The organism is Shewanella sp. SW1 (assembly GCF_025653545.1).
GTDB lineage: Bacteria > Pseudomonadota > Gammaproteobacteria > Enterobacterales > Shewanellaceae > Shewanella > Shewanella oncorhynchi.
This window is the reverse complement of the sequence record NZ_JAKKSG010000028.1, coordinates 25487-46296: the sequence shown is the minus strand read 5'-3', so window position 1 is coordinate 46296 and position 20810 is coordinate 25487. Positions and strand designations below refer to the sequence as shown.

Sequence of the window (20810 nt, the reverse complement as noted above, 5' to 3'; positions counted from 1 at the left end):
CGTTTCAACCGTTACTTCACATAGCTACTTCAGTAAGACAACGAGTGAGAGCTGTAACCCTCAATGAGTTTGCGCATTCATTCAAATAAACTTCCTTTCAAACGGCGTTTGCAGCATTTGCCAGCGCCGCTTGCTGATGACGTTCTGGCAGCATTTGCTGTTGCGGCTGAGCGCTTGCCTGCAGCACCGGTGGACTTGTGGCAGGATGAGGTTGTTGCTGGCGTGCGTGAGAAGGTTGATACCACTCGCTTGTATGAGCCTATTTTCGATAAGCCAGCAGAGCGTTTTACCGCGGCAAAAGGGTTTGAGGTTATTGCTCCGCTGTCATTCCATGTGCGCAATAAAGTACAAAATACCTATCAGCAACGTGTAAATACTGGCGGCATTGCTGCTGGCTCGGCGTATTTACGCGAAACCATTAAAAAGTTAACAGTGGTTTGGCATAAATATCCATTTCATAAAATATCGGGCATGAAGTTTGTTAAGCACTCAGCGCAGGAGCTTGATGATAATGAGGATTTGCCCCCTGAAAGCCGCGCATTAGTTGCGGCCTCGCCATTTAGTGCATTTAGATTGTTGCGCCATCGCAAATCCACGGAACTTAAGCAGGTAGCCTCACAAATGGCTGACGCTTGCATGATACTGATTAAAGCGATTGCCGCTGCCGACCACAGTGACATGGCCTATTTTAACGCCTATGACGCTGCCGCCGAACTCTGCAAAACATGGAGCATCGAGCCGCCATACTGGCAAGGGGCACACATTGACCACATTAACGAAGCGGCTGAATGCGCAATATTGCGGATGACCTGCCCAAAATGGTGGGGCAAGAAGCTATTAAAACTGCGCGACCAGTGCTGTGAACACCTGTGCTTAGTGGCTGGCCTTGTTACCAAACAAACCCCCTTTATCAGCGATGAATGCTTTAGTGAGTGGCAGTCACAACAAAGAACTGCAATGCAGTGGCTTGAAAGCACCATGATTGAAAATGATGACGGGGTGATCTTACCGCTGATTGAAGCGGCGATGGCGGGCAACGCCAACCCGACAAACCGTGTCACAGAGCTGATAGTGCGTAACCGCGGCTTAGAAGAAATCGCCGATGCTGCGGGCATGATTGCGCTTGCAGTAACGCTTACTTGCCCGAGTAAATACCATTCCAATTCACATAAGTGGGATCTTGGCAACGCCAAGCGAGCACAGAAATACCTCGTTGATACCTTTGCCAAAATGCGCTCGGCATTGGGTTATCGCAACATTCCGTTTTTAGGGTTTCGAGTCGCTGAGCCGCATAAGGACTCGACGCCACACTGGCATATGGCGTGGGTGATTAAGCCTGAGCATGAAGCTGCAGTGAGAGCAATTATTACCAAGTACGCCTATCAGGTTGATGGCGATGAACCAGGTGCAGCAGAGCACAGGCTAAAGATAGAACCCGTCAGAAAGGATGTGAACGGAAAAAGCGGCCTTGCTGGTTACTTTATCAAGTACTTGCTTAAAGGCATCCCCGGGGATCACATGCATGGCCAGCAAGAGCTTGAACTGGAATCAGGCCAAACCATTGAGACAGCATCCGCCCGCATCGCGGCATGGGCGAGTCGATATGGCATTCGGCAATACCAGTTTTATGGCGCTGAGTCGGTGCAGATATGGCGCGAATTGCGCCGGCTAAAAGTAGGCCCGCAATCGCCTGAGATTGAAGCGGTAAGGGCTGCAGCTTGTAGCTCGGATTGGAAAGGTTATGAAGAAGCGATGAAGCATGCACAGCTGTCACTCAATTATGAACTCACCCCTGAGGGCAACCAATACGGCGAAGTAACAAAGCGCGTTCAGGGCATTAACGGCATCGCTTTTGGTAAAAAGCGCTTAATCATCACCCGTGGCGAGCGCTGGAAATTGCGCAAAGCAACTGACGAAGAGCAAGACGCATACAAAGCACTTAAGCAACGCCGCAAAGATTTATTTACCGTTAATCGAGCCATGAATGCTGAAAGCCGCCTGTCCCGCAAAGAACTCAAAGACGCGATGCCGAAGTGGAGCATGTCGCTGTTGCCTTCGGCTTTTGGCTCTCCTTGGACTTGTAGGAATAACTGTACAGACCCTGTTTTGGAGGAGGTTGATAGCCGAATTATCAGGCACCTTGCGCAGGTGGGGATTACTGATCCCGCCAACATTGAGCGTTTACTGTTCGATGGCTGTAGGGTGATGGATGCCGATGGCGGGGAATGGTGGGTTGATGATGGTCAGTTGCGGAACGAGCCGTATCGATATCACGAAATTAGGGATCTTCCGCTTGATGAACTCGTCTCAGAAATGCAGACGTGGGGAAAAACTACCATAGACAAATATAACTTTGCGGTACCAGCTGTATCGAGTACAGACGCAAATGTCTATGTTGGCCATGGACGGAAATATCTATGACAGATGCTAAGCAAAGCTATTTAGGCGCTAAAAATGGGAGTGGTGTTTTTCAGGCAATTATTAACGTGATGCCACCACATGACACTTATATCGAGGCGTTCCTCGGCACTGGTGCAATCATGCGCCGTAAAGCGCCAGCAAAAAATAGTATTGGCATTGAAATTAACCCTGGTGTCATAGATAAATTTGACCATGCTGCAGAGTCGCTAAATTTATCTATTAATCTCATCAATGCCAACGCCATTACCTACCTAAAAGCGTTTTCACCAAGCGGCAAAACGGTGATTTATCTTGATCCACCCTATGTGCACTCAACCAGAACAAGCAATGCAAGATACAAAAACGAGCTCACTGATGCGGATCATGCGGAGCTGCTTACTGTTGTTAAGCATCTATCCGTACTTAAGGATGTTTTTATCATCATTTCTGGTTACCGAAATCCTTTATATGACACGGAGCTAGCTGATTGGTATAGCAAAGACTTCCAAGCTATGACACGCGGCGGAGTCAGAACGGAAACAGTATGGTGCAGCTTTCATCCTGGCGAACAGCATTACCATACGTTTGCGGGAAAGGATTTTACTGATCGCCAACGAATCAAGCGTAAAGCAGCAAGATGGGCAAAAAACTTCGAGGCCATGCCGGCTGCGGAGCGCCAAGCCGTGATGGCCGCTTTGCTCGCTATAGACAATTAAAACGATGTTTACTCAAGTGTAAAACAAGGAATTAGCCATGAAACTAACGCTTAACAACGACGATCATGAAACCGTATTAGCCTACATCACCGCCAAACATCGTGAAAATGGCTATAAAGGGCAATGCTTTATTTTCCTACCTCGGCTTGCTGAATTGCATTTAAGCAACAGTATTTATACGGCAAATCAATTAATTAAAAAAATGATGGTGAAAGCATGAAAACACTGATTCAAGGCTGTGAAAGCGCAGAACAGTTTGAGGTATTGCTGCAGTTGACGGGCATCAGTAGCGAAGATAAAAAAAATGCGCTGCGCGCTCATTTAGTTGAAGGCCTACCGGCTAAGCGCGCGTATGCCCGCTTTCATGTTACCCAGCAGCATTTTAGCCAGGCATTAATGTTGCTAAACAAAAAAGCAGACTTGGCGATGCAGTATGCGTCGCTACAAAAGAGTAAAGGTGAGCAGAACTTTGACGAGTTAAGACAGCGGATCATTGAAGCAAAACAAGCTGGCGGATATCCGCCGCTATTGACAGACGGCCATAGAAATCCGCCAGGCGATGATTAATAAAAACCACACTAGATAAGTAGTGTAAGCATAGAGATGTATCGTAATGGTCGATTTTTTTAAACCTACAATTGGCGCAACTTGTACTTACAAAGAACTTGGTGGCGTGAAATGGTGTATGTGCAAAATCATTGCTGAATATGATGGTCGCATATGGCTACATAACTTTTACACAGGCAGCATGCCAGTTAAGAGAATAGGCGAAGTAGAATTTAAACCACTACCAACAGATAAAAATGGTGAGTGATGGCAAATATTTTACGCAAAGGATCTAGGGATCGCAGCATGATCGCTTTTGCGTTTTTTTGCGTTTTTTGTAACTAGGTTACATCACTGAAAGCCGCCAGCGCTGGCGCGGTTTTAGGGACTCGCGTTACTGCGTTTTTTTCACCCGATAAAGCGCGCAGGCGTGGCGTGGGTCCGAGGGCGCGCCAGAGGTGCTGGATAGTCTGATACAGGGGGTGCTGGTGATGCCATGCGCAATGTTCATGGTGTAGTTGATGTGTTGGGGTGCGCTGTCATGTTATGGTCTTAAATCGCTTCCTATTGCGCCTAAACGCAGGCAATAAAAAACCGCCCGTAGGCGGTAGGTTTTTAACAGTTTGCTAGTGTAGTTTTAGTTACATTTTTTTGTTATTTAGTTACACATCATCAGCCTAGCAACTAAGGCTGCTTACTGCTTTCAGTTGCTAATTGATACGGCTTAAAGCGAATAACCTCTTCACCTGCCCAGTCGTTGATGGCCAGTAGCGACTGGCGAATACAATCCAATTCGTTAGCATCAAATACCTGTGCCGCCTTGCCGGCATCACCAAAGCCGCCAGTATTGTTGGGCACAATCCCCATGAGTTGAGGCGGTACGCGGTGCGATGCCAGCTGGTCGTCACGGCTGACGTTCTTAATACTCAAAAACTCATCATTCGCTGCAACTTCTGCCACTGGGATTAATTTGATCCCATCCTTATTGCCACCTGGTGCATGCAGAAATAGATTGCGGAAGTTGCCAGGGCCTTTGCTGTTTCTTAGGGATTCACGCAGCTTGTCGACATCTTTCTCGTTCACTGTTGAGTCGGTAAGGTACATGATAAATCCAGCGTGACTGCCGTTCTCGTAGTACCGACGCCTAAACAGGGTCGCACTCTCATTCAGCAATGACGAGTTCATGCTGGCCACATAGTCGGGAATGCCATAAACCTCTTGGTTTAAGTCTGGATCCTTTACGTGAAAAATTGATGATTCAGAAAACTCCATCTCTTCGTGAAAGTTAGGCACCCACCAAAATTGATTAGGTTTAACACCTACCCGCGTGTATTTAGCCGGCGAGGCTTGATACTTCAACGCGCCACCCAAGCGATTCTTAATGACCTGCACATAGGCATTATTAAAAACCAGATAATCGAGAACAATGGCGCTGAACTCATACAGGCTAAGCTTAGGGTGTGGAATAAAACAACTTTTTAGAATATTGCGCTTTACCTGAATCGCGCTGGCATGATGCACAGAAGCACGATAAATGCGGCTAAGGCCAGTCAATGAAAGCGGCGGCTCGTAGTATTTACCGTTAGACATGGCCTCAAGATAGTCGAAGATCTCCCGTTGGCTCAGTACTGGCATGGGGTCGCCAAAGGTAAAGGTCTCAATTCGTTGCTCTTGCGGCCCTTGCTGCTCTTGCGGTTTGGCTGCCATGGTTCGAGCCTTTCTATATTTTGCCATTAGTCGTAAATCTCCAACGTCGATGTACTGGTGCCGCTGGTATCCAGTGGCTCATTGTAAAGCGCATGCATTGCAGCCCACGCGATATCTGCGTGGCTAATTTCTTCGCTGCGAGCGGATTCATAGGTAACTTGTTTGCCGTTGGCTGTCAGGGTTTTGCGAATGCTCATAAATGCCTGGGCTAGGTCGGTCCAGCCTGCGTCATATTCCAAGCGGCCTTTACTGATCACGTCATAAGCCTTGATCACCATCTGACTTTTCAGCACAGGGTTGTAGAGGAATGGCGTGACCTGAGGGAAAAACTTCTTCACCAGTTGATACACTGCCTCACCAAGGCCTGTGGTATCGATACCGATAAAAGTCACATTGTATTTATTGCAGATATCCTGAATTGCTTTGGCCTGTGCCTCAAAGTCCATCCCGTTCCAACGGTGTTTTTCTATCACACGGAACTTACCGCCTGGCACAGCAGGTGGGCAGATCACAATGCAACCGGCACTATCACCTTTGCCGCCTTTGTTTGGGTCGTATCCAATCCACACTTCACGGTGCGCCAGCGGTCTTGGCGCAAAGGGCTTGTAGTCTGTCCACACTTCCCACGAATCGACCATGCAGCGCTGCATCATCACCATAGGGAACACCGACATAGTGTCGTCGATGAACTCGCACATCAGCAGGTTTGAATATTCGTCAGGGCTGTACTCTAAGTGCAGGGTATCGGGGTCGAATAAGTTGCAACCTTTGCGGATAGCATCATCGACCGTGACCACTTGACGCCACTGACCGTCTTCACACTTGCGGCCATTTGCTAGGGCGCGATGGCTAACATCAATCTCAATGCGATCGGCTTTTGGGCGGCCACGGTTAAACAGTGTGCCAGTCCAGAACGGGTAGGCATCGTGAGTAATTGATGACGGAGTAGAAATGTAGGTTTGTCGCCATCTTGCTTGAATCGCCATGCCAGAGGAGACTTTGCGGAACTCTTGGAACTTGTGGATCCAGAAGTACTCATCAAGATATAAATTGCCGTGGTAAGACTGGGCTGTTCTGGCATTGGTGCCTAAAAAATACAGAATAGCGCCATTGTGCAGCATAATCGGGTCGCCCTTGAGTTCAATGCCGGTGACATCCTTCACGAACTGAATGATGTACTGCTTAAAAACATGGGCCTGCGCTTTACTGGCCGACAAAAAGATTTGGTTACGGCCCGTTACTAGCGCATCAATAATGGCTTCATGGGCAAAAAAGTACGTCGCGCCAATTTGTCTCGACTTGAGAATATTGCGTATACGCTGGGTGAGTCCTGCTGTGTACCATTCCTTTTGATAGGCAAACATCGAGCCTTGGAACGCTTCAATCAGCTTTTCCAAATCATCTTCGCTAACATGGTTCTTCACCGGCAGCTTTTTCGGTCCAGCGTTGCGGTTTTGTACGTTCGGATTGAGGTCTGCCTCATTACCGCCATTGTGATAGCGAGTAATACGGGCAATGCGCTCCAGCTGCCGACCGAGTAGGTCTATCTCCTTAAAATCCTTGCCGTCTTTATCCTCTTTGTTGATCAGCTGCAGCATGCGCATTTCAAGCGCAGAGTCCACCCTGTCAATGGGTTTGGCATCTTCCCAGGCATCGCGCTTTTTCCAACTCGACACGGTACTTTCAGGCAGTTGTAAATGCTGGCTAATCTCGCGGACAGCCCAGCCTTGCCAAAAAAGATTTTTGGCATATTGGCGTTGATTCTTATCTATAGAGATTTGGGGATTCAGTTTCATGGCGCCAGTGTAAATAGCCCAATACCGAAAACCCTGCTGTTTAAGCGGTATCGGTTTCCTTATACCGCCCGAAGCCCTTGCCCATCATCGCCTTGCTCTTGACCATACAGGCAGCAGTTAACAGACCTAATTCAACCCCAAAGGGCGACCAAGATGGCTAAGAAATCGAAATTTTTCCGTGTATTTACTGAAGGACATACGACCGACGGCCGAGTCGTTGAGCGTCAGTGGATCTTGGACATTGTAGAAACCTATAACGTAGCAAAGTATGGCGCCCGCATTTGGATGGAGCATATCCGTGGCATGACGGCAGATAGCCCATTTAAAGCCTATGGTGATGTGAGCGCAGTAAAAGCTGAGGAAGTCGATGGCAAATTAACCCTGTTTGCGCAAATTGAGCCGACAGAAGAACTGATCGCCATGAATCAGAAAAAGCAAAAAATCTATACCAGTGTTGAAATCGACCCTGACTTTGCTAAAACCGGTAAATGTTATTTAACCGGCTTGGCAGTAACAGACTCTCCTGCATCCCTTGGTACTGAAATGCTGGCGTTCTCAGCAACCTGCAAAGACAGCCCACTATCTTCACGCAAGCAGCGCCCAGAAAACCTGTTTACCTCTGCAGTGGAAGTGGATTTTGAATTTGAAGAGGTCAGTGACGAGCTAGGACTATTTGCCAAAGTCAAAGCGCTGCTCGGTAAAAATAAGGCAGAAGCCAAAACCGACTTTGCCGACGTGCATCAGGCTGTTGAAGAAATCGCCCAAGCCGTTGCTCATGCTGAAACGCAATTTGGCACCAAAGTCACTAAAGGCATGGAAGATTTGATTAAGTTGCAGACGGATTTTAATGAGCTCAGCACTCAATTCAATGCACTCAAGGCCCAGCTTGAAAAAGAAGAGCCAACAGGCCAACGACGTTCGCCCGCAACCGGTGGCGACAACAACATGAAAACCGATTGCTAAGGAGCAAACATGCGCAATACCACTCGTACACTTTTTAACGGTTACCTAGGCCAAGTTGCCACGCTCAATGGCGTAGAAACAGCAACCGCTAAATTCACCGTTGCGCCAAGCGTTCAGCAAACGTTAGAAACGCGAATGCAAGAAAGCTCGCAGTTCTTGACGATGATTAACGTTGTGCCGGTCACCGAAAAGTCAGGCGAAAAATTAGGCCTTGGCGTTAGCGGTACTATTGCCGGCACGACCGACACCACCAAAAGCGATCGCCAAGCCATTGACCCAACCGATTTAGATGCACTGGGTTATGACTGTACTCAAACCAACTTCGATACGGCGCTTCGTTACGCCAAAATCGATATGTGGGCCAAGTTCCCTGATTTTCAGGCGCGCATCCGTGATGCCATTCTGAAACAGCAGGCGCTCGACCGCATCATGATTGGCTTTAACGGCACTAGCCGCGCGGCTACCTCTAACCGTACCGCCAATCCATTACTGCAAGATGTAAACATCGGCTGGTTGAAAAAAATTCGCCAGCATGCACCACAGCGCAATATGGCAGAAGTGGTTGAAGGTTCAGGTAAAATTGTCATCGGCACCGATTACGCCAACCTCGATGCCTTGGTGTACGACATGGTGAACAACATGATTGACCCATGGCACCAAGACGATACTGAGCTAGTTGTGATTTGTGGCCGTAAGCTATTGGCTGATAAGTACTTCCCGATTATCAATAAAGACAACGCCCCAACCGAAGCTATGGCCGCTGACATGATCATCAGCCAAAAACGCATTGGTGGATTAGGCGCGGTGCGTGTGCCGCATTTCCCCGCTAACGCCTTGCTGGTGACGCGCCTGGATAACTTAAGCCTTTATTGGCAAGAAGGCGCTCGCCGTCGCAGTGTGATTGATAACCCTAAACGCGACCAAATTGAAAACTACGAATCATCAAACGATGCCTATGTCGTTGAAGATTATGGCTGCACTGCGTTTGCCGAAAACATTGAGATGGGAGCATAGCCATGACATCTCCCGCCCATAAACGCTTTCATGGTGTTTTGGCGGCAGCGCGGGGAACGGATTCCCCTTTAAGCGCTCGCTCCGAAAATACCTACGAGCTCATGCTTATGCAGCTTACCGAACATCGCCGCATCTTAAAAACGGTGCAGGCGCTCGCGCGTAAGCTGCAGGCCAAATCACAGTTCTTGCCAGAATATGATGCCTATATCGATGGCACCATTAAGGGTGACAGTGGCGTGCAGGATGAAGTATTCGTGACTGTGCTGCTGTGGCATATCGACGTTGGCAACATCGACCGCGCGATAGAACTGGCCGCATACGCGCTTAAGCATGATTTGGTGATGCCAGACCGTTTTGAGCGCAATCTGGCTTGCACCATTGCCGAAGAAATTGCCGAAACCGCCGCGCGCGTGATTGAAACCGAAACTCCAGTAAAAAGTGAGCAATTAAAGGCTGTGCTTGATCTCACGGCCGAGTGCGACATGTACGACGAAGCGCGCGCTAAGCTGCTGCGTCAAATGGGGCAAGCATTTGAAGCTGAAGGCGAGTTAACCGCTGCGCTCGACGCCTATCAACAAGCATTAGCCCTAAACGATAAAGTGGGTGTGAAGAAGTTTATCGAGAAAGTCACTCGTGATCTTAAGAACGCCGACAAACAAACAACCGAAAGCACTGAGCCCTCAGAAACACAAGGCAGTGCAGGTTAACCGAGCGACCCTCGCAACCCGTGCGGCGCTGGCCAAGTAGCGTTATCCAATTTCACTACTTAAGCCAGCCCACCGCACAACCTAGCCGCAAGCAGGTAAACATGAGTTTTATCGCCCCAGCCACTAGCGCAGCACCAAGCACGATTACCAACAGCCCGTTTTGGCCTGATTTTCAGTTAGCGACATTGCGCGAGGCCATGCGCCTCGATGGCACAGTGACAAACGCCCGACTTGAGCACGCAGTCATCAATGCAGCACTGCAGACAAACAGTGATCTCAAGGATTGGCGCATCGGGCAGCAAATCTTGGGCTTTGACGATTTAGAACAGGTGCCAGCCGAGCAAATCAACGGCCAGAGCATATATTTGCAATTGTATTTACGTGCGGTGTACTGCCTCACCAAAGCCAATCTCATTGAGCGTTATAGCGATTTTGATAGCACGGCCAAGGGGCTAAAGGCGGGTGAAGTGCTTGGTGATAGTGTTGACGATCTTCGCCGTGATGCACGCTTTGCCATTCGCGACATCTTAGGCGAAAGCCATGTCACGGTGGAACTGATTTAATGAGCAGCTTGCAGGCAGTTCGCAGCATAGAGGGCGATACCGTCGATAAGATTTGTTATCGATACCTTGGGGCAACGGGTGAGATTACTGAGCAAGTGCTAGACGCTAACCCGCAGCTTGCCGCCATCGGCCCTATATTGCCAAACGGTACGCTGATACTTCTTCCTGTGCAGGTGGCCGCGCCGACACAGCCAAACTTTATTCAACTATGGGATTAATGATGAGCGAGCCAATTTCAGCGACATCAGCCACATCTGCAGTCGTCACCGCCAGCGTGCTTACATTAGTGCCTGGGGCTGAGCCTGCAGTCATGATCGGCGCGTTTACTGGTGCTGTGTTGTTCATTATTTCGAATGACGCAGCGGGGAATTATCAGCGTATCGGACTGTTTATTGTGTCATTTTTGGGCGGCGTACTGTGCGCCAACTGGGCCGCAAATGCCTTGAGTGCATTACTGCCAGATGCCTTGCAGGTTAATGTGGGTATGGCGGCACTCATTTCATCCGCCTGTGTTGTGCGCATGCTGCAGTATTTTATGAAACTCACCAATAACCCAGAAAGTTGGCTTAATGCCCTGCGTGGGCTTAGGGGGAAATGATGCTGATTATCAATGCCATTATTTGCAGTTTGATTGTGTTGCGCCTGGCTTTGTTTGTACGAACAGGGCGGCATCGAATATTCATCAGTATTTGCGCCTATCTCATCACAGTCGCCGCAGGCATTGAGGTCATTCTCACTGTGTATGGCGTCGCCACAGCGCCAAGTTATGCTGAGATATTTTTAAAAGCCACGCTTTGCATCGCCATTTTCCAAGTGCGGGGTAATGTTGCGCATCTGCTGCAACTCAATACGAATAAAGCCGGCAGCAGGCTAGTGCGCATTCCCCGTGCACAAACATTCAAAACCAAACATAGGTAATCGAGATGACCCTAAAAAAAGGCAGCAATGGCACGGCAGTGCGTGATTTACAACAACGGCTCAATGCCGCTGGCGCGTCATTAACGGTAGATGGTTGGTTTGGTGATGCAACCCAAAAGGCCATCGAGCAATTCCAAGACAAGCAAGACTTACCGCGCACCGGCTACGCAGGGGTAAGAACGCTGGCATTACTCGCCGGCGAAAGCCGCAGCAAGTTTATTCAGCACTCACAATTAGCTGATGCTGCAATGGTGCTAGGCGTCTCGTTTGCCGCCATGGCCAGCGTGGCAGAAGTGGAATCCAACGGCTTTGGCTTTTTCGCCTGTGGTAGGCCCACGATTTTATTTGAGCGGCACGTATTTTATCGCGAGCTATTAGAGCAAGGCGCCGCAGCGGCAGAACTGGCAGAGAAATATCCGAATATTTGCAACCCAGCCCGTGGCGGTTACACCGGCGGCAGTGGTGAGTATCAGCGCTTTGCTATTGCGTACCAGCTTAATCCAGAGGCCGCGATTTGCGCCTGCAGCTGGGGTATGTTTCAGATAATGGGCTTTCATTGGCAAGCCTTGGGATATCCGTCCCAGCAGGCTTTCAAGCAAGCCATGGATATTTCAGAGGGGGAACAGCTCAAGGCCTTAGTTAAATTTATCGAGGCGGATCCTGTGCTGCATAAGGCACTCAAAGCGCGTAAATGGGCAGAATTTGCCAAGCGCTACAACGGTCCTGCTTACAAAGAAAATGACTACGACATTAAATTAGCGCGGGCGTACCAGCAGTTTGCTGCCGCGAGCAAGCCACAGAGTGCCGATAATGTTGTCGCTGCTTAGTCGGTTTATTAAGCCATTTGCAGGTTATTTACTTGTCGCCGCCATCGGGATTGCGCTCACTATAGCGGGCGTTATTTATCAGCAACAAGAGCGACTGAGTAAGTTGCAACAGACGCAAGGTTCAATGCTGCAATCGCTGACACAAACATCACAGTCCTATTTTGACTTAAAGCAGCTATCAGCTGAAAACCAGCAAGCGCAGGCAGAGTTGCGAACGCAGTTAGCCAGTGTAAACAGCACGAGCCAATACCGAAAAAACAAAATCGAGGAGCTAAAAAGTGAACTTAGCGATGTTAAAGCTTGGGCTGATACTTTGTTGCCTGATGCTATTCGCCGGCTGCACCAGCGCCCCGCCATTAGTGGCAGTGCAGAGTACCGTCGTTGGTTGTCCACTCGTGATCCCTTGCCTATTGCCGGCGAGCAACCCCATCAACAACCAAGGGATAAGCAGTGAGCTCGATACCTGCGAAACGGCTTGGCATGACTGTGCCGCGCAAATCGATATGATTATCGAGTGCCAAACTAAACAAGAAGCTAAACAGAAAGCTAAAGACTTAAGTCAGAAAGAAGGGAAACGCCATGAATAAGCCGGCGCAGTTGCGTGAGTTGTTATCTAGCCAGGTTCCCCACTTGCAACAAAACCCTGATTGCCTGCACGTCTTTATCGAGAACGGCAGCATCATCGCCACCGGTGCAGGGCAAAACCTGAGTTTTGAGTATCAATTCAACTGCGTATTAATCGTGACGGACTACGCCGCCCATGCTGATACGCTTATCGTGCCTATTTTAGGTTGGCTTGCATCGCAGCAACCAGAGCTGTTATTGAATCCAGAAAAACGCGAGAGTGGCTTTAAATTCAAAGCGGAAATTATTAATCACTCCACAGCTGATATTGAGATAGTGCTGGCACTGACAGAGCGCGTTAAGGTGGTAACAGGTGAGGGAATGCAGCTTGAGGTGACTCATTTACCTGAACCGGTATTCAATGAGGAAGCAATCGATTGGACCTTATACACCAATGGGATTGAAGTGCCATGGCCACCGACGATTTAAACCGACTGAATGAGTTGTTTGACGGGCTAATACAGCAATTATCCCCTGCAGCGCGCAAGCAACTCAGCCGCGATATTTCAAGACGCTTAAGAGCAAGCCAGGCACAGCGGATTAAACAAAACAAAGCGCCCGATGGCGCAGCGTTTGAGGCTCGAAAGCCTCAGCCAACATGGGCGAAAAGGCTTGGGGCTATCAAAAAGAAATTAATGTTCCAGAAAATCATCAGACAAAAATACTTAAAGGCCGAGTATTCAGCATCAGCAGCCAGTGTTGGGTTTACAGGGTTTATTTCCCGTGTAGCGACCGAACATCAATATGGCTTAAGAGGGCGCATAAACGAGCGGATATCGGCACAATATCCGCAGCGTGAGTTGTTGGGGTTCACGGTTGATGAACAGGAAATGATAGAAGATGCTATCGTTAGGCATTTAGCATTTACAAAGCTTTAAAGGTACTAAAGAGTACATCTATTATAAGTATTTTATTTTAAAGAGTTTGTATGCCATTTTGACTAACAATGCCTAGCTCTGTTTCAATCAGCGCTTTTAGTTTCGGTGCGAGTTTTTTAGGTGGTATTTTACAAAGCTCATTTCTTGTAATTTGAGCATATTGATGAATTGCCCATATAACATAGTGTTTTCTATAACAGCCATGTTTGTTACGGGCATAAGTTGTAGCGACTTCCCAAAGTTCCTCATATGTTAGACCATCTTGACGAGAGTTGGGTTCATGCCAATGATACCTAGCGCGGTAATTATCAAAAAAACTCAGAAACTTGTTTTCCAAGTTGGCATCGTTGTAAGCGAGAAGCAAACTAAACTGGTTCTCTTTGGATCTTGTTAAGTTAGCTGCTTCAATCCTTTTTGCTAATTCTGCGTTTGTTCTACCGATTTTCATATAGCGTTTATCTTTGCTTATGAGAAAGTAAACCCAACCATTACGCGCCCGATAGAAGTCAGCCAAACCATAGATAACTTTTGGTTTCATTGAATCACCATTACCAACTACATTTTTTATCGGAATGAAATTTAATTATTATTTTTATATTGTTAACAATATAGATGAAAAAATCTACATGTCTTAGTTTGCCACAACGTAAACAGTTCTCTTGGTTTTGATGTAACAATGAACCGAGCAAACATTAGTTTTAAAATATCTTATTCTATGCCTCTTGCGCTATAACTTCCCACATACCACCCAAACCGCTAGCGGCTAGCCAAACAACTGGCAACCATAGCCGCATGAACAACGCCGCAGCGATCGCTGAACTCACACGCCGTATCGATAACCTTTTACGCATTGGCACCGTTGCCGAAGTGAAGGGGGATTCGTGCCGCGTTAAAACCGGTGAGTTACTCACTCAGTTCCGGCCCTTTTTTACTCGCCGCGCCGGCACGGCCAAAACTAGCTGGCGGCCAACGGTGGGCGAGCAGGTGATGTTGCTATCGCTCAGCGGCGACCTTACCAACGCTTACATTCTTCCCGCGCTTTATAGCGATGAAAATCCCGAGCCTGACGATAACGCCAACCGCGATCGGACTGTGTACCCAGATGGTGCAGTGATTGAGTACGACCCAGATACCTGCGCGCTCACAGTCAAAGGCATTAAAACCGCCACAGTACAGGCGAGCGAGTTGGTTACCATCGACTGCCCCAATTCGGTCTTTACGGGCAACTTACAGGTTAAGAAAAAGCTCACCGTAGATCAGGGCGCCAAGGTCACTGGCGCGATTGAACACAACGGGAAAATGACGAACTCAGGCGGCGTAAGCATCGATGGCATTAACTTCGGTACCCATAAACATGGTGGTGTCGATACTGGCCCTGGCACATCCGGAGGCCCTCAATGACCTCAAATAAAAACTGGCAAGGCATGAACCGCTTTGATGGTCGCGGTTTAAGCGAGTCGCAGCATATTAGCCAAAGTATCCAGGATATTTTAACCACGCCACTGGGTTCGCGGGTGATGCGCCGTGACTACGGCAGCGCTATTTTTGAACTCATTGACCAGCCCCAAAGTGCAGCGGTAAAGCTGCAGATTATGGCTGCGGCGGTTATCGCGCTAACCCGTTGGGAGCCGCGTATTCGCATCACTGAGATAGAAGTTATTGCCGGCGACCTTAACGGAAAAATGCAATTTAACTTGCTGACAGACCGCATCGATATCCAGCGGCAACAATCGTTTGAGGCGACCTATGGCTGAGCTCATTGACCTTTCTAAAGTCCCCGTTCCTGACATTATCCAACCGTTGAGTTTTGAGCAGCGCTTTGCGGCGCTTAAGCAAATATTGGTCGGCATTGATCAAGGTTATCAAGCTGTGCTGGCACTGGAATCTGACCCTATCACCAAATTACTGCAGGTGTTCGCTTACCGTGAAATGCACTTGGTTGCGCAAATTAATGATGCGACTCGCGGTAATATTTTGGCCTCATCAACGGGTAATAACCTGATTGGATTAGGCTCGCGATATGACCTCGCACCATTAGTGATCCAAGCGGGTGATGCAACTGCAGTGCCGCCAATTCCAGAGATTATTGAGGATGAGCAATCATTTAAGCGCCGCGTGCAAATGGCGTTTGATGGGCTGAACACCGCCGGCAGCATTGATGGCTATGTTTTCTTTGCGTTGGGCGCCGATGGCCGCGTGGCCGATGCTAACGCTGTCAGCCCTGAACCCTGCGACATGGTGGTGACTGTTTTATCTATTGAGGGCGATGGTGTAGCCAGTGCCGATTTACTCACAAAGGTACGCGCTACATTTGGCTTGAGTGCCGATGGGTTATCCCAATCAAATACGCCATCTAAGGTCAGGCCGCAGGGCGACAGAGTCACCATTCAATCCGCTGAGATCATTCGCTATAACGTTGAGGCCCAATTACAAATATTGCCAGGGCCAGATGCGCAGGTTGTGTTAGCCGCTGCGGTTCAGGCATTGGCCATATATCAAAAAGAGCAGCGGCGTTTAGGTGCGGCTCACACTCGTTCGGGCATTTACCGCGCCTTGCATCAGCCTGGTGTGAGTAACGTAAAACTGATTAGCCCATTAGAAGATATTGCTGTACTCGCTCACCAAGCGGCATTTTGCAGCGCTAGCAATGTCACGATTGGGGAGGGCGAATGAGTTCTTCATTGTTACCCCCCAATGCATCCAAGCTTGAGCGTGATATCGAACAAGTGATCGCCAGCTCGCTGGATTTACCCTTGTCGATTGCTGAACTGTGGGACCCGTTTCGTTGTCCGTTGTCATTACTGCCTTGGCTCGCATGGGCCTACTCAGTCGATCAGTGGGAAGACAGTTGGCCCGAAAGCGTGAAGCGCCAAGTCGTTAATGATGCGTTCGACATTCATCGTTATAAAGCCACGCCCTATGCGGTGCACCGGGCACTCAATAGTCTTGGGATTGAAACCAACATCATCGAGTGGTGGGAGCCTAATGGCAGCAACGTGCGCGGCACGATGCAAGTTAACGCATTGGTTAAAGACAAAGGCATTGAGCTCACTGATTTAATTCAAATATCAAAGGCGTTGACGTCCTCGAAGCGTGGAATAATACACGCTGTCATTCGTCCTGTGTTTCAGTCATCAGCAGCGATCACTCATGCGGCAACAACACTCTCGGCACAGATAACCGAAATTGGTTATTACACCTTATCCGAGCTGCATTCAGAGGGTGAGTTTTCGGTTATGGCGGGCAGCTTTTCAGCACTATCAGTCACAGTGGAGGCCATCAGTATATGAGCCAGTTTTTTACAATTTTAACCCGTAGTGGGGCGGCGGCATTAGCCAATGGCATGGCCTTGGGGCAAGCGGTTCATATCACCAGTTTTCAGGTGGGCGATGGCGGTGGCGCAGCTTACGAGCCCACGCTGGAGCAACTAAAAGCCAGTACCGCTCTGGTTAATCCCGTATATACCGGCGCGATTAACGAGCTAAAACAAGACCCAGAAAATCCCGCTCGATATTACATAGAAGGCGTGGTGCCAGTAAATAAAGGCGGTTGGACCGTGCGTGAGGTCGGTTGGTTTTTAGAGAACGGCGAGATGTTTGCCGTGACAAAATTCCCACCGAGTTATAAATCAATCCCCGCCGATGGCGCTGCGACTGAGCTGCCTATCCGAACCTATTTAGCCATCGGTTCTGACGCCAATGTCACCCTTAAAATTGACCCGACAGTGGTGTTGGCCACACGAGAGTTTGTTGAACAAAAGGTGGCTAGATTAGCGACTCGGCTGTCTTTGAATCCCGTCGCTTTGGTTTGCTCCGGTCAGGCTCAGAGAGAAGTCGTTGTGTTTGGCCAAGGCCAATCAGCGACCGTCACACTTGACGCATCTGGGTTAGTCATGGGTGATGTTGTTGAAGTGCGAAAACGCTTGAAGTCAGGGCGAATTGATATCGTTAGTACCGTCAACATTGAGGTACCTAGTGGGATTAGCGAGCAAAATCACTGGCTACCAGATGGTAAGGCGGGGACGCTCATTTTTGAGTGCGTTGGCGTTAATCAGTTGCAATATGTAGGAGGATACTAATGGATTTAAGCACACTAGGGGGCGGCGGTGTTAAGTCAATTCAACGAGGCTTAGTTACTGTAAATAGTACAGTTGATATAACCGTTTCCGCTGTGAATATGAGTAAAAGTACACTAAATTGCATTCACTTTGGTGCTGGTTACAATTCAATAGCGTCTAGACCAGAAGGGTATGCGTACCTATTTAGTGAAAATAAAATTCGATTTAATGGCGGTGGCGGTTTTTATTCTCCAGTTGGATGGGAGTTAATTGAATATGAATAAAAGCATGAAAAACTATGCAGTTTTAAATAGCTTTAATGTGGTCATTGGTGTATCTCAACTATCTAGTGAAGTTGATTCAGAACAACATGTAATTATAGATACATACGATTTAAATTTGATGGGTTCTAAATATAACGCTGACTCAGGTACATTTATTAATTTAGTTACAAATGGACCAGTAGATAGTAATCCTATAAAAATTAAAATCTCATCAGTTTTTGGCGCAGTAATGACAAGCAGTGATTTTACTCATATTACATGCAACGAGCTGACGAACATTACTATAACAGGCACAGTCGCTGTCCCTGACCGAACTTTTTCAATGCCGATTAGGCGTGACGATGGCCGTTTGATCTTGTTCCCTGTGACTGTGGTTAATGGTGCGTTTGAAGCTGTGCTCAATTTCCCCACATCGGGACAGTACAGTTACTCAGATGTTGAGGCCAATATTGATTTACCTGCTAACACGTTCTCAGTCGCGCCGATTAAGCTCGATGTACTAAGGCAGGCAACGTAATTGAGTTATTTAGGACGGCCCTATTACGGAGTAGGGCTTATCTAGCCACTCTTACCACCTAAACCACTAGCACCGCTCCGGTGTGCTCTGCAAGCTTAGCCCTGCTTAGTTTTGCAAAACCCACAGCACCGGAGCACATTATGGATTATCACCACGGGGTCCGCGTCATTGAAGTCAATGATGGCACCCGAACCATTCGCACAGTATCAACCTCAGTCATCGGCATTGTCTGCACCGCCAGCGATGCCGATGCAACGCTATTCCCACTAAACACCCCTGTATTGCTAACCAATGTCATGCAAGCCATTGGTAAAGCGGGCACCTTAGGCACATTAAAGCCCACGCTAGAAGGCATTGCTGATCAAGTCAATACGCTCACTGTCGTGGTGCGTGTTGAGCAGGGCGTGGATGAAACGGCCACAACGGCGAACATTATTGGCACTGTCACGCCACTGGGCCAATACACTGGCCTTAAAGCATTACTGGCGGCCCAGTCTTTATTGGGCGTTAAGCCGCGCATTCTTGGCGTGCCAGGCTTAGACACGTTACCCGTTGCCACAGCGCTTGCAGCAACCGCCAAAAAACTGCGCGCCTTTGCCTACATCAGCGCTTATGGCTGCGCCACCAAAGAAGAAGCCGTGGCTTACCGTGAAAACTTTGGCGACCGTGAAGTGATGATCATTTGGCCTGAGTTTGTTGCCTTTGATACCGTTGCCGCCGCAAGTGTAAACGCGACAGCGACCGCTCGCGCATTAGGTTTACGTGCGCGTATTGATAAAGAAGTCGGTTGGCACAAAACGCTATCGAACGTCACAGTTAGCGGCGTTACCGGTTTAAGTCAGCCGGTGTTCTGGGACTTACAAGATCCGTCTACCGATGCCGGCTACCTAAATAGTAATGAGATCACCACACTGATTAATCAGTCAGGCTTTCGCTTTTGGGGCTCACGCACCTGCTCAGAAGATCCATTATTCCAATTTGAAAACTACACCCGCACCGCGCAAGTGTTGGCTGACACCATTGCCGACGCGCACATGTGGGCCGTTGATAAACCGATAACCCCCACATTGGTTAAAGACATCATTGAAGGCATTAACGCCAAGTTCCGCGAGTTAAAAGGCCTAGGGTATATCGTTGATGGCCAAGCCTGGTACAGCGAAGACGTTAACGACGTCAGTACGATTAAGGCTGGCAAGTTGTATATCGATTACGACTACACCCCAGTGCCACCGCTGGAAGATTTAACCTTCCGTCAAAAAATCACCGACCGCTATTTAGTCGACTTCGCGTCCGCAGTTGCAGCGGCCTAAGGATAACCCATGGCATTACCAAGAAAACTCAAGCAATTAAATTTGTTTGGAGATGGTGGAAATTGGATTGGTTTGGCGGAGGAATTTACCCCTGCCAAACTCACTCGCAAATTTGAGAAATATCGCGGTGGCGGCATGCCAGGAGCCGTAGATATTGATATGGGGTTAGATGATGACGCCTTAGGTGTCGAATTCACCTTAGGCGGTTATGAATCAGAGCTGGTCAAGAAGATGTCAACCAGCAAGGTTGACGGCGTAATGCTGCGCTTTGCGGGTTCCATTCAGCGCGATGATACAGGCGAAATTCAGTCGGTCGAAATCGTTTGCCGTGGTCGTTACAAAGAACTCGACCGTGGCACCTTCAAAATCGGGGATAACACCCAAACCAAAGTCAGCATGACTTGTACCTATTACAAAGAAGTCGCGAACGGTGAAGTGCTGTGTGAAATCGACATCGTCAACATGATTGAAATCGGGGCTGATGGTGTCGACCGTATGGCCGAGCACCGCAAAGCCATTGGTTTATAAAGCGAATCACCAACCTTAGCCCGCATCGGAGAGCCGTATGCGGGCATTTTTTAATTAGGCGGCACCGGGCGTCCTGCCCTCTAGCCGCATACCGGCCATCCTAGCCATAACAGAGGATCTAACAATGTCAGTCACTATTACCCATAAAAAAGTCACACTCGATCAAGCCATCAGCCGCGGCAAAGAGTCCGTTACTGAAGTCACTTTACGTAAACCCAAGGCGGGCGAACTGCGCGGATTATCGCTATCTGATTTACTCAATCTTGATGTTAATGCTATCTCCACTTTGTTGCCTCGTATTAGCACGCCGATGATCACCAAAGATGAAGTACTCACTATGGACCCTGCTGACTTAGTTCAAATCGGCGGGGAAATCAGTAATTTTTTGGTGCCGAAGAAGTTACAGATGGACAGTCAGAGCGAGAGCGACAGTCAAGCCTCCCTGAGTGCATAGA

Annotated in this window: 28 protein-coding genes and 1 pseudogene; 26 read left to right on the top strand and 3 right to left on the bottom strand. The window is 48.6% G+C overall.

Annotated elements, in window-relative coordinates; all coding sequences use genetic code 11:
- Positions 1–63 precede the first annotated feature (63 nt).
- Genes L5M71_RS20515 through L5M71_RS20500 form a run of 4 tightly spaced genes read left to right on the top strand, consistent with a single transcriptional unit; the run spans position 64 to position 3683 of the window.
- Complete coding sequence (locus L5M71_RS20515) at positions 64–2421, top strand: replication endonuclease (RefSeq protein ID WP_263209503.1); 2358 nt, start codon at positions 64–66, stop codon at positions 2419–2421.
- Positions 2418–3116 carry a DNA adenine methylase gene (locus L5M71_RS20510; RefSeq protein WP_263209501.1) on the top strand — a complete coding sequence of 233 codons (699 nt, stop codon included), beginning with the start codon at positions 2418–2420 and terminating at the stop codon, positions 3114–3116. The genes L5M71_RS20515 and L5M71_RS20510 overlap by 4 nt, the downstream gene beginning before the upstream one ends.
- A gap of 37 nt (positions 3117–3153) precedes the next feature.
- The gene (locus L5M71_RS20505; RefSeq protein WP_263209499.1) at positions 3154–3336 is read left to right on the top strand and encodes a hypothetical protein; all 183 of its coding nucleotides are present in this window, start codon (positions 3154–3156) and stop codon (positions 3334–3336) included.
- Complete coding sequence (locus tag L5M71_RS20500; protein ID WP_263209497.1) at positions 3333–3683, top strand: adhesin biosynthesis transcription regulatory family protein; 351 nt, start codon at positions 3333–3335, stop codon at positions 3681–3683. Before L5M71_RS20505 ends, L5M71_RS20500 begins: the two co-directional genes overlap by 4 nt.
- A gap of 663 nt (positions 3684–4346) precedes the next feature.
- On the opposite strand, the gene L5M71_RS20495 is transcribed toward L5M71_RS20500, so the two are convergent.
- Both L5M71_RS20495 and L5M71_RS20490 read right to left on the bottom strand, forming a co-directional pair.
- Positions 4347–5396, bottom strand: coding sequence for a phage portal protein (locus L5M71_RS20495; protein WP_263209494.1), 1050 nt, complete (start codon positions 5394–5396; stop codon positions 4347–4349).
- The gene (locus L5M71_RS20490) at positions 5396–7165 is read right to left on the bottom strand and encodes a terminase ATPase subunit family protein (protein WP_411569138.1); all 1770 of its coding nucleotides are present in this window, start codon (positions 7163–7165) and stop codon (positions 5396–5398) included. The genes L5M71_RS20495 and L5M71_RS20490 overlap by 1 nt, the downstream gene beginning before the upstream one ends.
- A gap of 153 nt (positions 7166–7318) precedes the next feature.
- Between L5M71_RS20490 and L5M71_RS20485 the strand changes: the two genes are divergently transcribed.
- The 12 genes and pseudogenes from L5M71_RS20485 to L5M71_RS20430 all read left to right on the top strand — a co-directional run bounded on the left by L5M71_RS20485 (position 7319) and on the right by L5M71_RS20430 (position 13659).
- Positions 7319–8128: a GPO family capsid scaffolding protein gene (locus tag L5M71_RS20485; protein ID WP_263209492.1), complete on the top strand. Its 810-nt coding sequence runs from the start codon at positions 7319–7321 to the stop codon at positions 8126–8128.
- 9 nt (positions 8129–8137) lie between these two features.
- Positions 8138–9142: a phage major capsid protein, P2 family gene (locus L5M71_RS20480; protein ID WP_263209490.1), complete on the top strand. Its 1005-nt coding sequence runs from the start codon at positions 8138–8140 to the stop codon at positions 9140–9142.
- A gap of 2 nt (positions 9143–9144) precedes the next feature.
- Positions 9145–9849 carry a phage terminase small subunit gene (gene gpM / locus L5M71_RS20475; protein WP_263203885.1) on the top strand — a complete coding sequence of 235 codons (705 nt, stop codon included), beginning with the start codon at positions 9145–9147 and terminating at the stop codon, positions 9847–9849.
- Positions 9850–9950: 101 nt separating this feature from the next.
- Positions 9951–10412 (top strand): head completion/stabilization protein, encoded by a 462-nt coding sequence (locus tag L5M71_RS20470; RefSeq protein ID WP_263209488.1) that lies wholly within the window; start codon positions 9951–9953, stop codon positions 10410–10412.
- Positions 10412–10630: a tail protein X gene (locus tag L5M71_RS20465; RefSeq protein ID WP_259511197.1), complete on the top strand. Its 219-nt coding sequence runs from the start codon at positions 10412–10414 to the stop codon at positions 10628–10630. Before L5M71_RS20470 ends, L5M71_RS20465 begins: the two co-directional genes overlap by 1 nt.
- 2 nt (positions 10631–10632) lie before the next feature.
- Positions 10633–11010 (top strand): putative holin, encoded by a 378-nt coding sequence (locus L5M71_RS20460; protein WP_012197334.1) that lies wholly within the window; start codon positions 10633–10635, stop codon positions 11008–11010.
- Positions 11010–11330: a phage holin family protein gene (locus L5M71_RS20455; protein WP_263209484.1), complete on the top strand. Its 321-nt coding sequence runs from the start codon at positions 11010–11012 to the stop codon at positions 11328–11330. Before L5M71_RS20460 ends, L5M71_RS20455 begins: the two co-directional genes overlap by 1 nt.
- 5 nt (positions 11331–11335) lie before the next feature.
- The gene (locus tag L5M71_RS20450; protein WP_263209482.1) at positions 11336–12157 is read left to right on the top strand and encodes an N-acetylmuramidase family protein; all 822 of its coding nucleotides are present in this window, start codon (positions 11336–11338) and stop codon (positions 12155–12157) included.
- Positions 12141–12611 carry an Rz-like lysis system protein LysB gene (lysB, locus tag L5M71_RS20445; protein WP_263209480.1) on the top strand — a complete coding sequence of 157 codons (471 nt, stop codon included), beginning with the start codon at positions 12141–12143 and terminating at the stop codon, positions 12609–12611. The genes L5M71_RS20450 and lysB overlap by 17 nt, the downstream gene beginning before the upstream one ends.
- Positions 12511–12744 (top strand): annotated as a pseudogene (lysC, locus tag L5M71_RS20440) (Rz1-like lysis system protein LysC); the annotation flags it as partial. The gene lysB and the pseudogene lysC, both read left to right, overlap by 101 nt.
- Positions 12737–13210 (top strand): phage tail protein, encoded by a 474-nt coding sequence (locus L5M71_RS20435; RefSeq protein ID WP_263209478.1) that lies wholly within the window; start codon positions 12737–12739, stop codon positions 13208–13210. The pseudogene lysC and the gene L5M71_RS20435, both read left to right, overlap by 8 nt.
- Positions 13192–13659 carry a phage virion morphogenesis protein gene (locus L5M71_RS20430; RefSeq protein WP_263209476.1) on the top strand — a complete coding sequence of 156 codons (468 nt, stop codon included), beginning with the start codon at positions 13192–13194 and terminating at the stop codon, positions 13657–13659. The genes L5M71_RS20435 and L5M71_RS20430 overlap by 19 nt, the downstream gene beginning before the upstream one ends.
- Positions 13660–13696: 37 nt before the next feature.
- Here the strand turns inward: L5M71_RS20430 and L5M71_RS20425 are convergent, their stop codons facing one another.
- Positions 13697–14197: a GIY-YIG nuclease family protein gene (locus L5M71_RS20425; RefSeq protein ID WP_263209473.1), complete on the bottom strand. Its 501-nt coding sequence runs from the start codon at positions 14195–14197 to the stop codon at positions 13697–13699.
- Between the two features lie 254 nt (positions 14198–14451).
- Here L5M71_RS20425 and L5M71_RS20420 point away from each other — a divergent pair, with 254 nt between their 5' ends.
- The 10 genes from L5M71_RS20420 to L5M71_RS20375 all read left to right on the top strand — a co-directional run bounded on the left by L5M71_RS20420 (position 14452) and on the right by L5M71_RS20375 (position 20809).
- Positions 14452–15060: a phage baseplate assembly protein V gene (locus tag L5M71_RS20420; protein WP_263209471.1), complete on the top strand. Its 609-nt coding sequence runs from the start codon at positions 14452–14454 to the stop codon at positions 15058–15060.
- The gene (locus tag L5M71_RS20415; RefSeq protein WP_263209469.1) at positions 15057–15413 is read left to right on the top strand and encodes a GPW/gp25 family protein; all 357 of its coding nucleotides are present in this window, start codon (positions 15057–15059) and stop codon (positions 15411–15413) included. Before L5M71_RS20420 ends, L5M71_RS20415 begins: the two co-directional genes overlap by 4 nt.
- Positions 15406–16332, top strand: coding sequence for a baseplate J/gp47 family protein (locus tag L5M71_RS20410; RefSeq protein WP_263209467.1), 927 nt, complete (start codon positions 15406–15408; stop codon positions 16330–16332). The genes L5M71_RS20415 and L5M71_RS20410 overlap by 8 nt, the downstream gene beginning before the upstream one ends.
- Positions 16329–16949 (top strand): phage tail protein I, encoded by a 621-nt coding sequence (locus L5M71_RS20405; RefSeq protein ID WP_263209465.1) that lies wholly within the window; start codon positions 16329–16331, stop codon positions 16947–16949. The genes L5M71_RS20410 and L5M71_RS20405 overlap by 4 nt, the downstream gene beginning before the upstream one ends.
- Entirely contained in the window at positions 16946–17737 is a 792-nt protein-coding gene (locus L5M71_RS20400; RefSeq protein WP_263209463.1) for a phage tail protein, read from the top strand. The genes L5M71_RS20405 and L5M71_RS20400 overlap by 4 nt, the downstream gene beginning before the upstream one ends.
- A complete protein-coding gene (locus L5M71_RS20395) occupies positions 17737–18000 on the top strand; it encodes a hypothetical protein (RefSeq protein WP_263209462.1) in 264 nt (87 codons plus the stop codon). The genes L5M71_RS20400 and L5M71_RS20395 overlap by 1 nt, the downstream gene beginning before the upstream one ends.
- Entirely contained in the window at positions 17993–18517 is a 525-nt protein-coding gene (locus tag L5M71_RS20390; RefSeq protein ID WP_263209461.1) for a hypothetical protein, read from the top strand. Before L5M71_RS20395 ends, L5M71_RS20390 begins: the two co-directional genes overlap by 8 nt.
- A gap of 137 nt (positions 18518–18654) precedes the next feature.
- Entirely contained in the window at positions 18655–19827 is a 1173-nt protein-coding gene (locus L5M71_RS20385) for a phage tail sheath protein (protein ID WP_263209535.1), read from the top strand.
- A gap of 9 nt (positions 19828–19836) precedes the next feature.
- Entirely contained in the window at positions 19837–20355 is a 519-nt protein-coding gene (locus tag L5M71_RS20380; protein WP_263209460.1) for a phage major tail tube protein, read from the top strand.
- A 124-nt stretch (positions 20356–20479) separates the two neighbouring features.
- Entirely contained in the window at positions 20480–20809 is a 330-nt protein-coding gene (locus L5M71_RS20375; RefSeq protein ID WP_115407029.1) for a phage tail assembly protein, read from the top strand.
- The last annotated feature ends 1 nt before the right edge of the window (position 20810 follow it).

Coding starts and splice junctions, on each gene's coding strand:
- L5M71_RS20515 (WP_263209503.1), top strand. CDS start 64: ATGAGTTTGCGCATTCATTCAAATAAACTTCCTTTCAAACGGCGTTTG.
- L5M71_RS20510 (WP_263209501.1), top strand. CDS start 2,418: ATGACAGATGCTAAGCAAAGCTATTTAGGCGCTAAAAATGGGAGTGGT.
- L5M71_RS20505 (WP_263209499.1), top strand. CDS start 3,154: ATGAAACTAACGCTTAACAACGACGATCATGAAACCGTATTAGCCTAC.
- L5M71_RS20500 (WP_263209497.1), top strand. CDS start 3,333: ATGAAAACACTGATTCAAGGCTGTGAAAGCGCAGAACAGTTTGAGGTA.
- L5M71_RS20495 (WP_263209494.1), bottom strand. CDS start 5,396: ATGGCAAAATATAGAAAGGCTCGAACCATGGCAGCCAAACCGCAAGAG.
- L5M71_RS20490 (WP_411569138.1), bottom strand. CDS start 7,165: ATGAAACTGAATCCCCAAATCTCTATAGATAAGAATCAACGCCAATAT.
- L5M71_RS20485 (WP_263209492.1), top strand. CDS start 7,319: ATGGCTAAGAAATCGAAATTTTTCCGTGTATTTACTGAAGGACATACG.
- L5M71_RS20480 (WP_263209490.1), top strand. CDS start 8,138: ATGCGCAATACCACTCGTACACTTTTTAACGGTTACCTAGGCCAAGTT.
- gpM (WP_263203885.1), top strand. CDS start 9,145: ATGACATCTCCCGCCCATAAACGCTTTCATGGTGTTTTGGCGGCAGCG.
- L5M71_RS20470 (WP_263209488.1), top strand. CDS start 9,951: ATGAGTTTTATCGCCCCAGCCACTAGCGCAGCACCAAGCACGATTACC.
- L5M71_RS20465 (WP_259511197.1), top strand. CDS start 10,412: ATGAGCAGCTTGCAGGCAGTTCGCAGCATAGAGGGCGATACCGTCGAT.
- L5M71_RS20460 (WP_012197334.1), top strand. CDS start 10,633: ATGAGCGAGCCAATTTCAGCGACATCAGCCACATCTGCAGTCGTCACC.
- L5M71_RS20455 (WP_263209484.1), top strand. CDS start 11,010: ATGCTGATTATCAATGCCATTATTTGCAGTTTGATTGTGTTGCGCCTG.
- L5M71_RS20450 (WP_263209482.1), top strand. CDS start 11,336: ATGACCCTAAAAAAAGGCAGCAATGGCACGGCAGTGCGTGATTTACAA.
- lysB (WP_263209480.1), top strand. CDS start 12,141: ATGTTGTCGCTGCTTAGTCGGTTTATTAAGCCATTTGCAGGTTATTTA.
- L5M71_RS20435 (WP_263209478.1), top strand. CDS start 12,737: ATGAATAAGCCGGCGCAGTTGCGTGAGTTGTTATCTAGCCAGGTTCCC.
- L5M71_RS20430 (WP_263209476.1), top strand. CDS start 13,192: ATGGCCACCGACGATTTAAACCGACTGAATGAGTTGTTTGACGGGCTA.
- L5M71_RS20425 (WP_263209473.1), bottom strand. CDS start 14,197: ATGAAACCAAAAGTTATCTATGGTTTGGCTGACTTCTATCGGGCGCGT.
- L5M71_RS20420 (WP_263209471.1), top strand. CDS start 14,452: ATGAACAACGCCGCAGCGATCGCTGAACTCACACGCCGTATCGATAAC.
- L5M71_RS20415 (WP_263209469.1), top strand. CDS start 15,057: ATGACCTCAAATAAAAACTGGCAAGGCATGAACCGCTTTGATGGTCGC.
- L5M71_RS20410 (WP_263209467.1), top strand. CDS start 15,406: ATGGCTGAGCTCATTGACCTTTCTAAAGTCCCCGTTCCTGACATTATC.
- L5M71_RS20405 (WP_263209465.1), top strand. CDS start 16,329: ATGAGTTCTTCATTGTTACCCCCCAATGCATCCAAGCTTGAGCGTGAT.
- L5M71_RS20400 (WP_263209463.1), top strand. CDS start 16,946: ATGAGCCAGTTTTTTACAATTTTAACCCGTAGTGGGGCGGCGGCATTA.
- L5M71_RS20395 (WP_263209462.1), top strand. CDS start 17,737: ATGGATTTAAGCACACTAGGGGGCGGCGGTGTTAAGTCAATTCAACGA.
- L5M71_RS20390 (WP_263209461.1), top strand. CDS start 17,993: ATGAATAAAAGCATGAAAAACTATGCAGTTTTAAATAGCTTTAATGTG.
- L5M71_RS20380 (WP_263209460.1), top strand. CDS start 19,837: ATGGCATTACCAAGAAAACTCAAGCAATTAAATTTGTTTGGAGATGGT.
- L5M71_RS20375 (WP_115407029.1), top strand. CDS start 20,480: ATGTCAGTCACTATTACCCATAAAAAAGTCACACTCGATCAAGCCATC.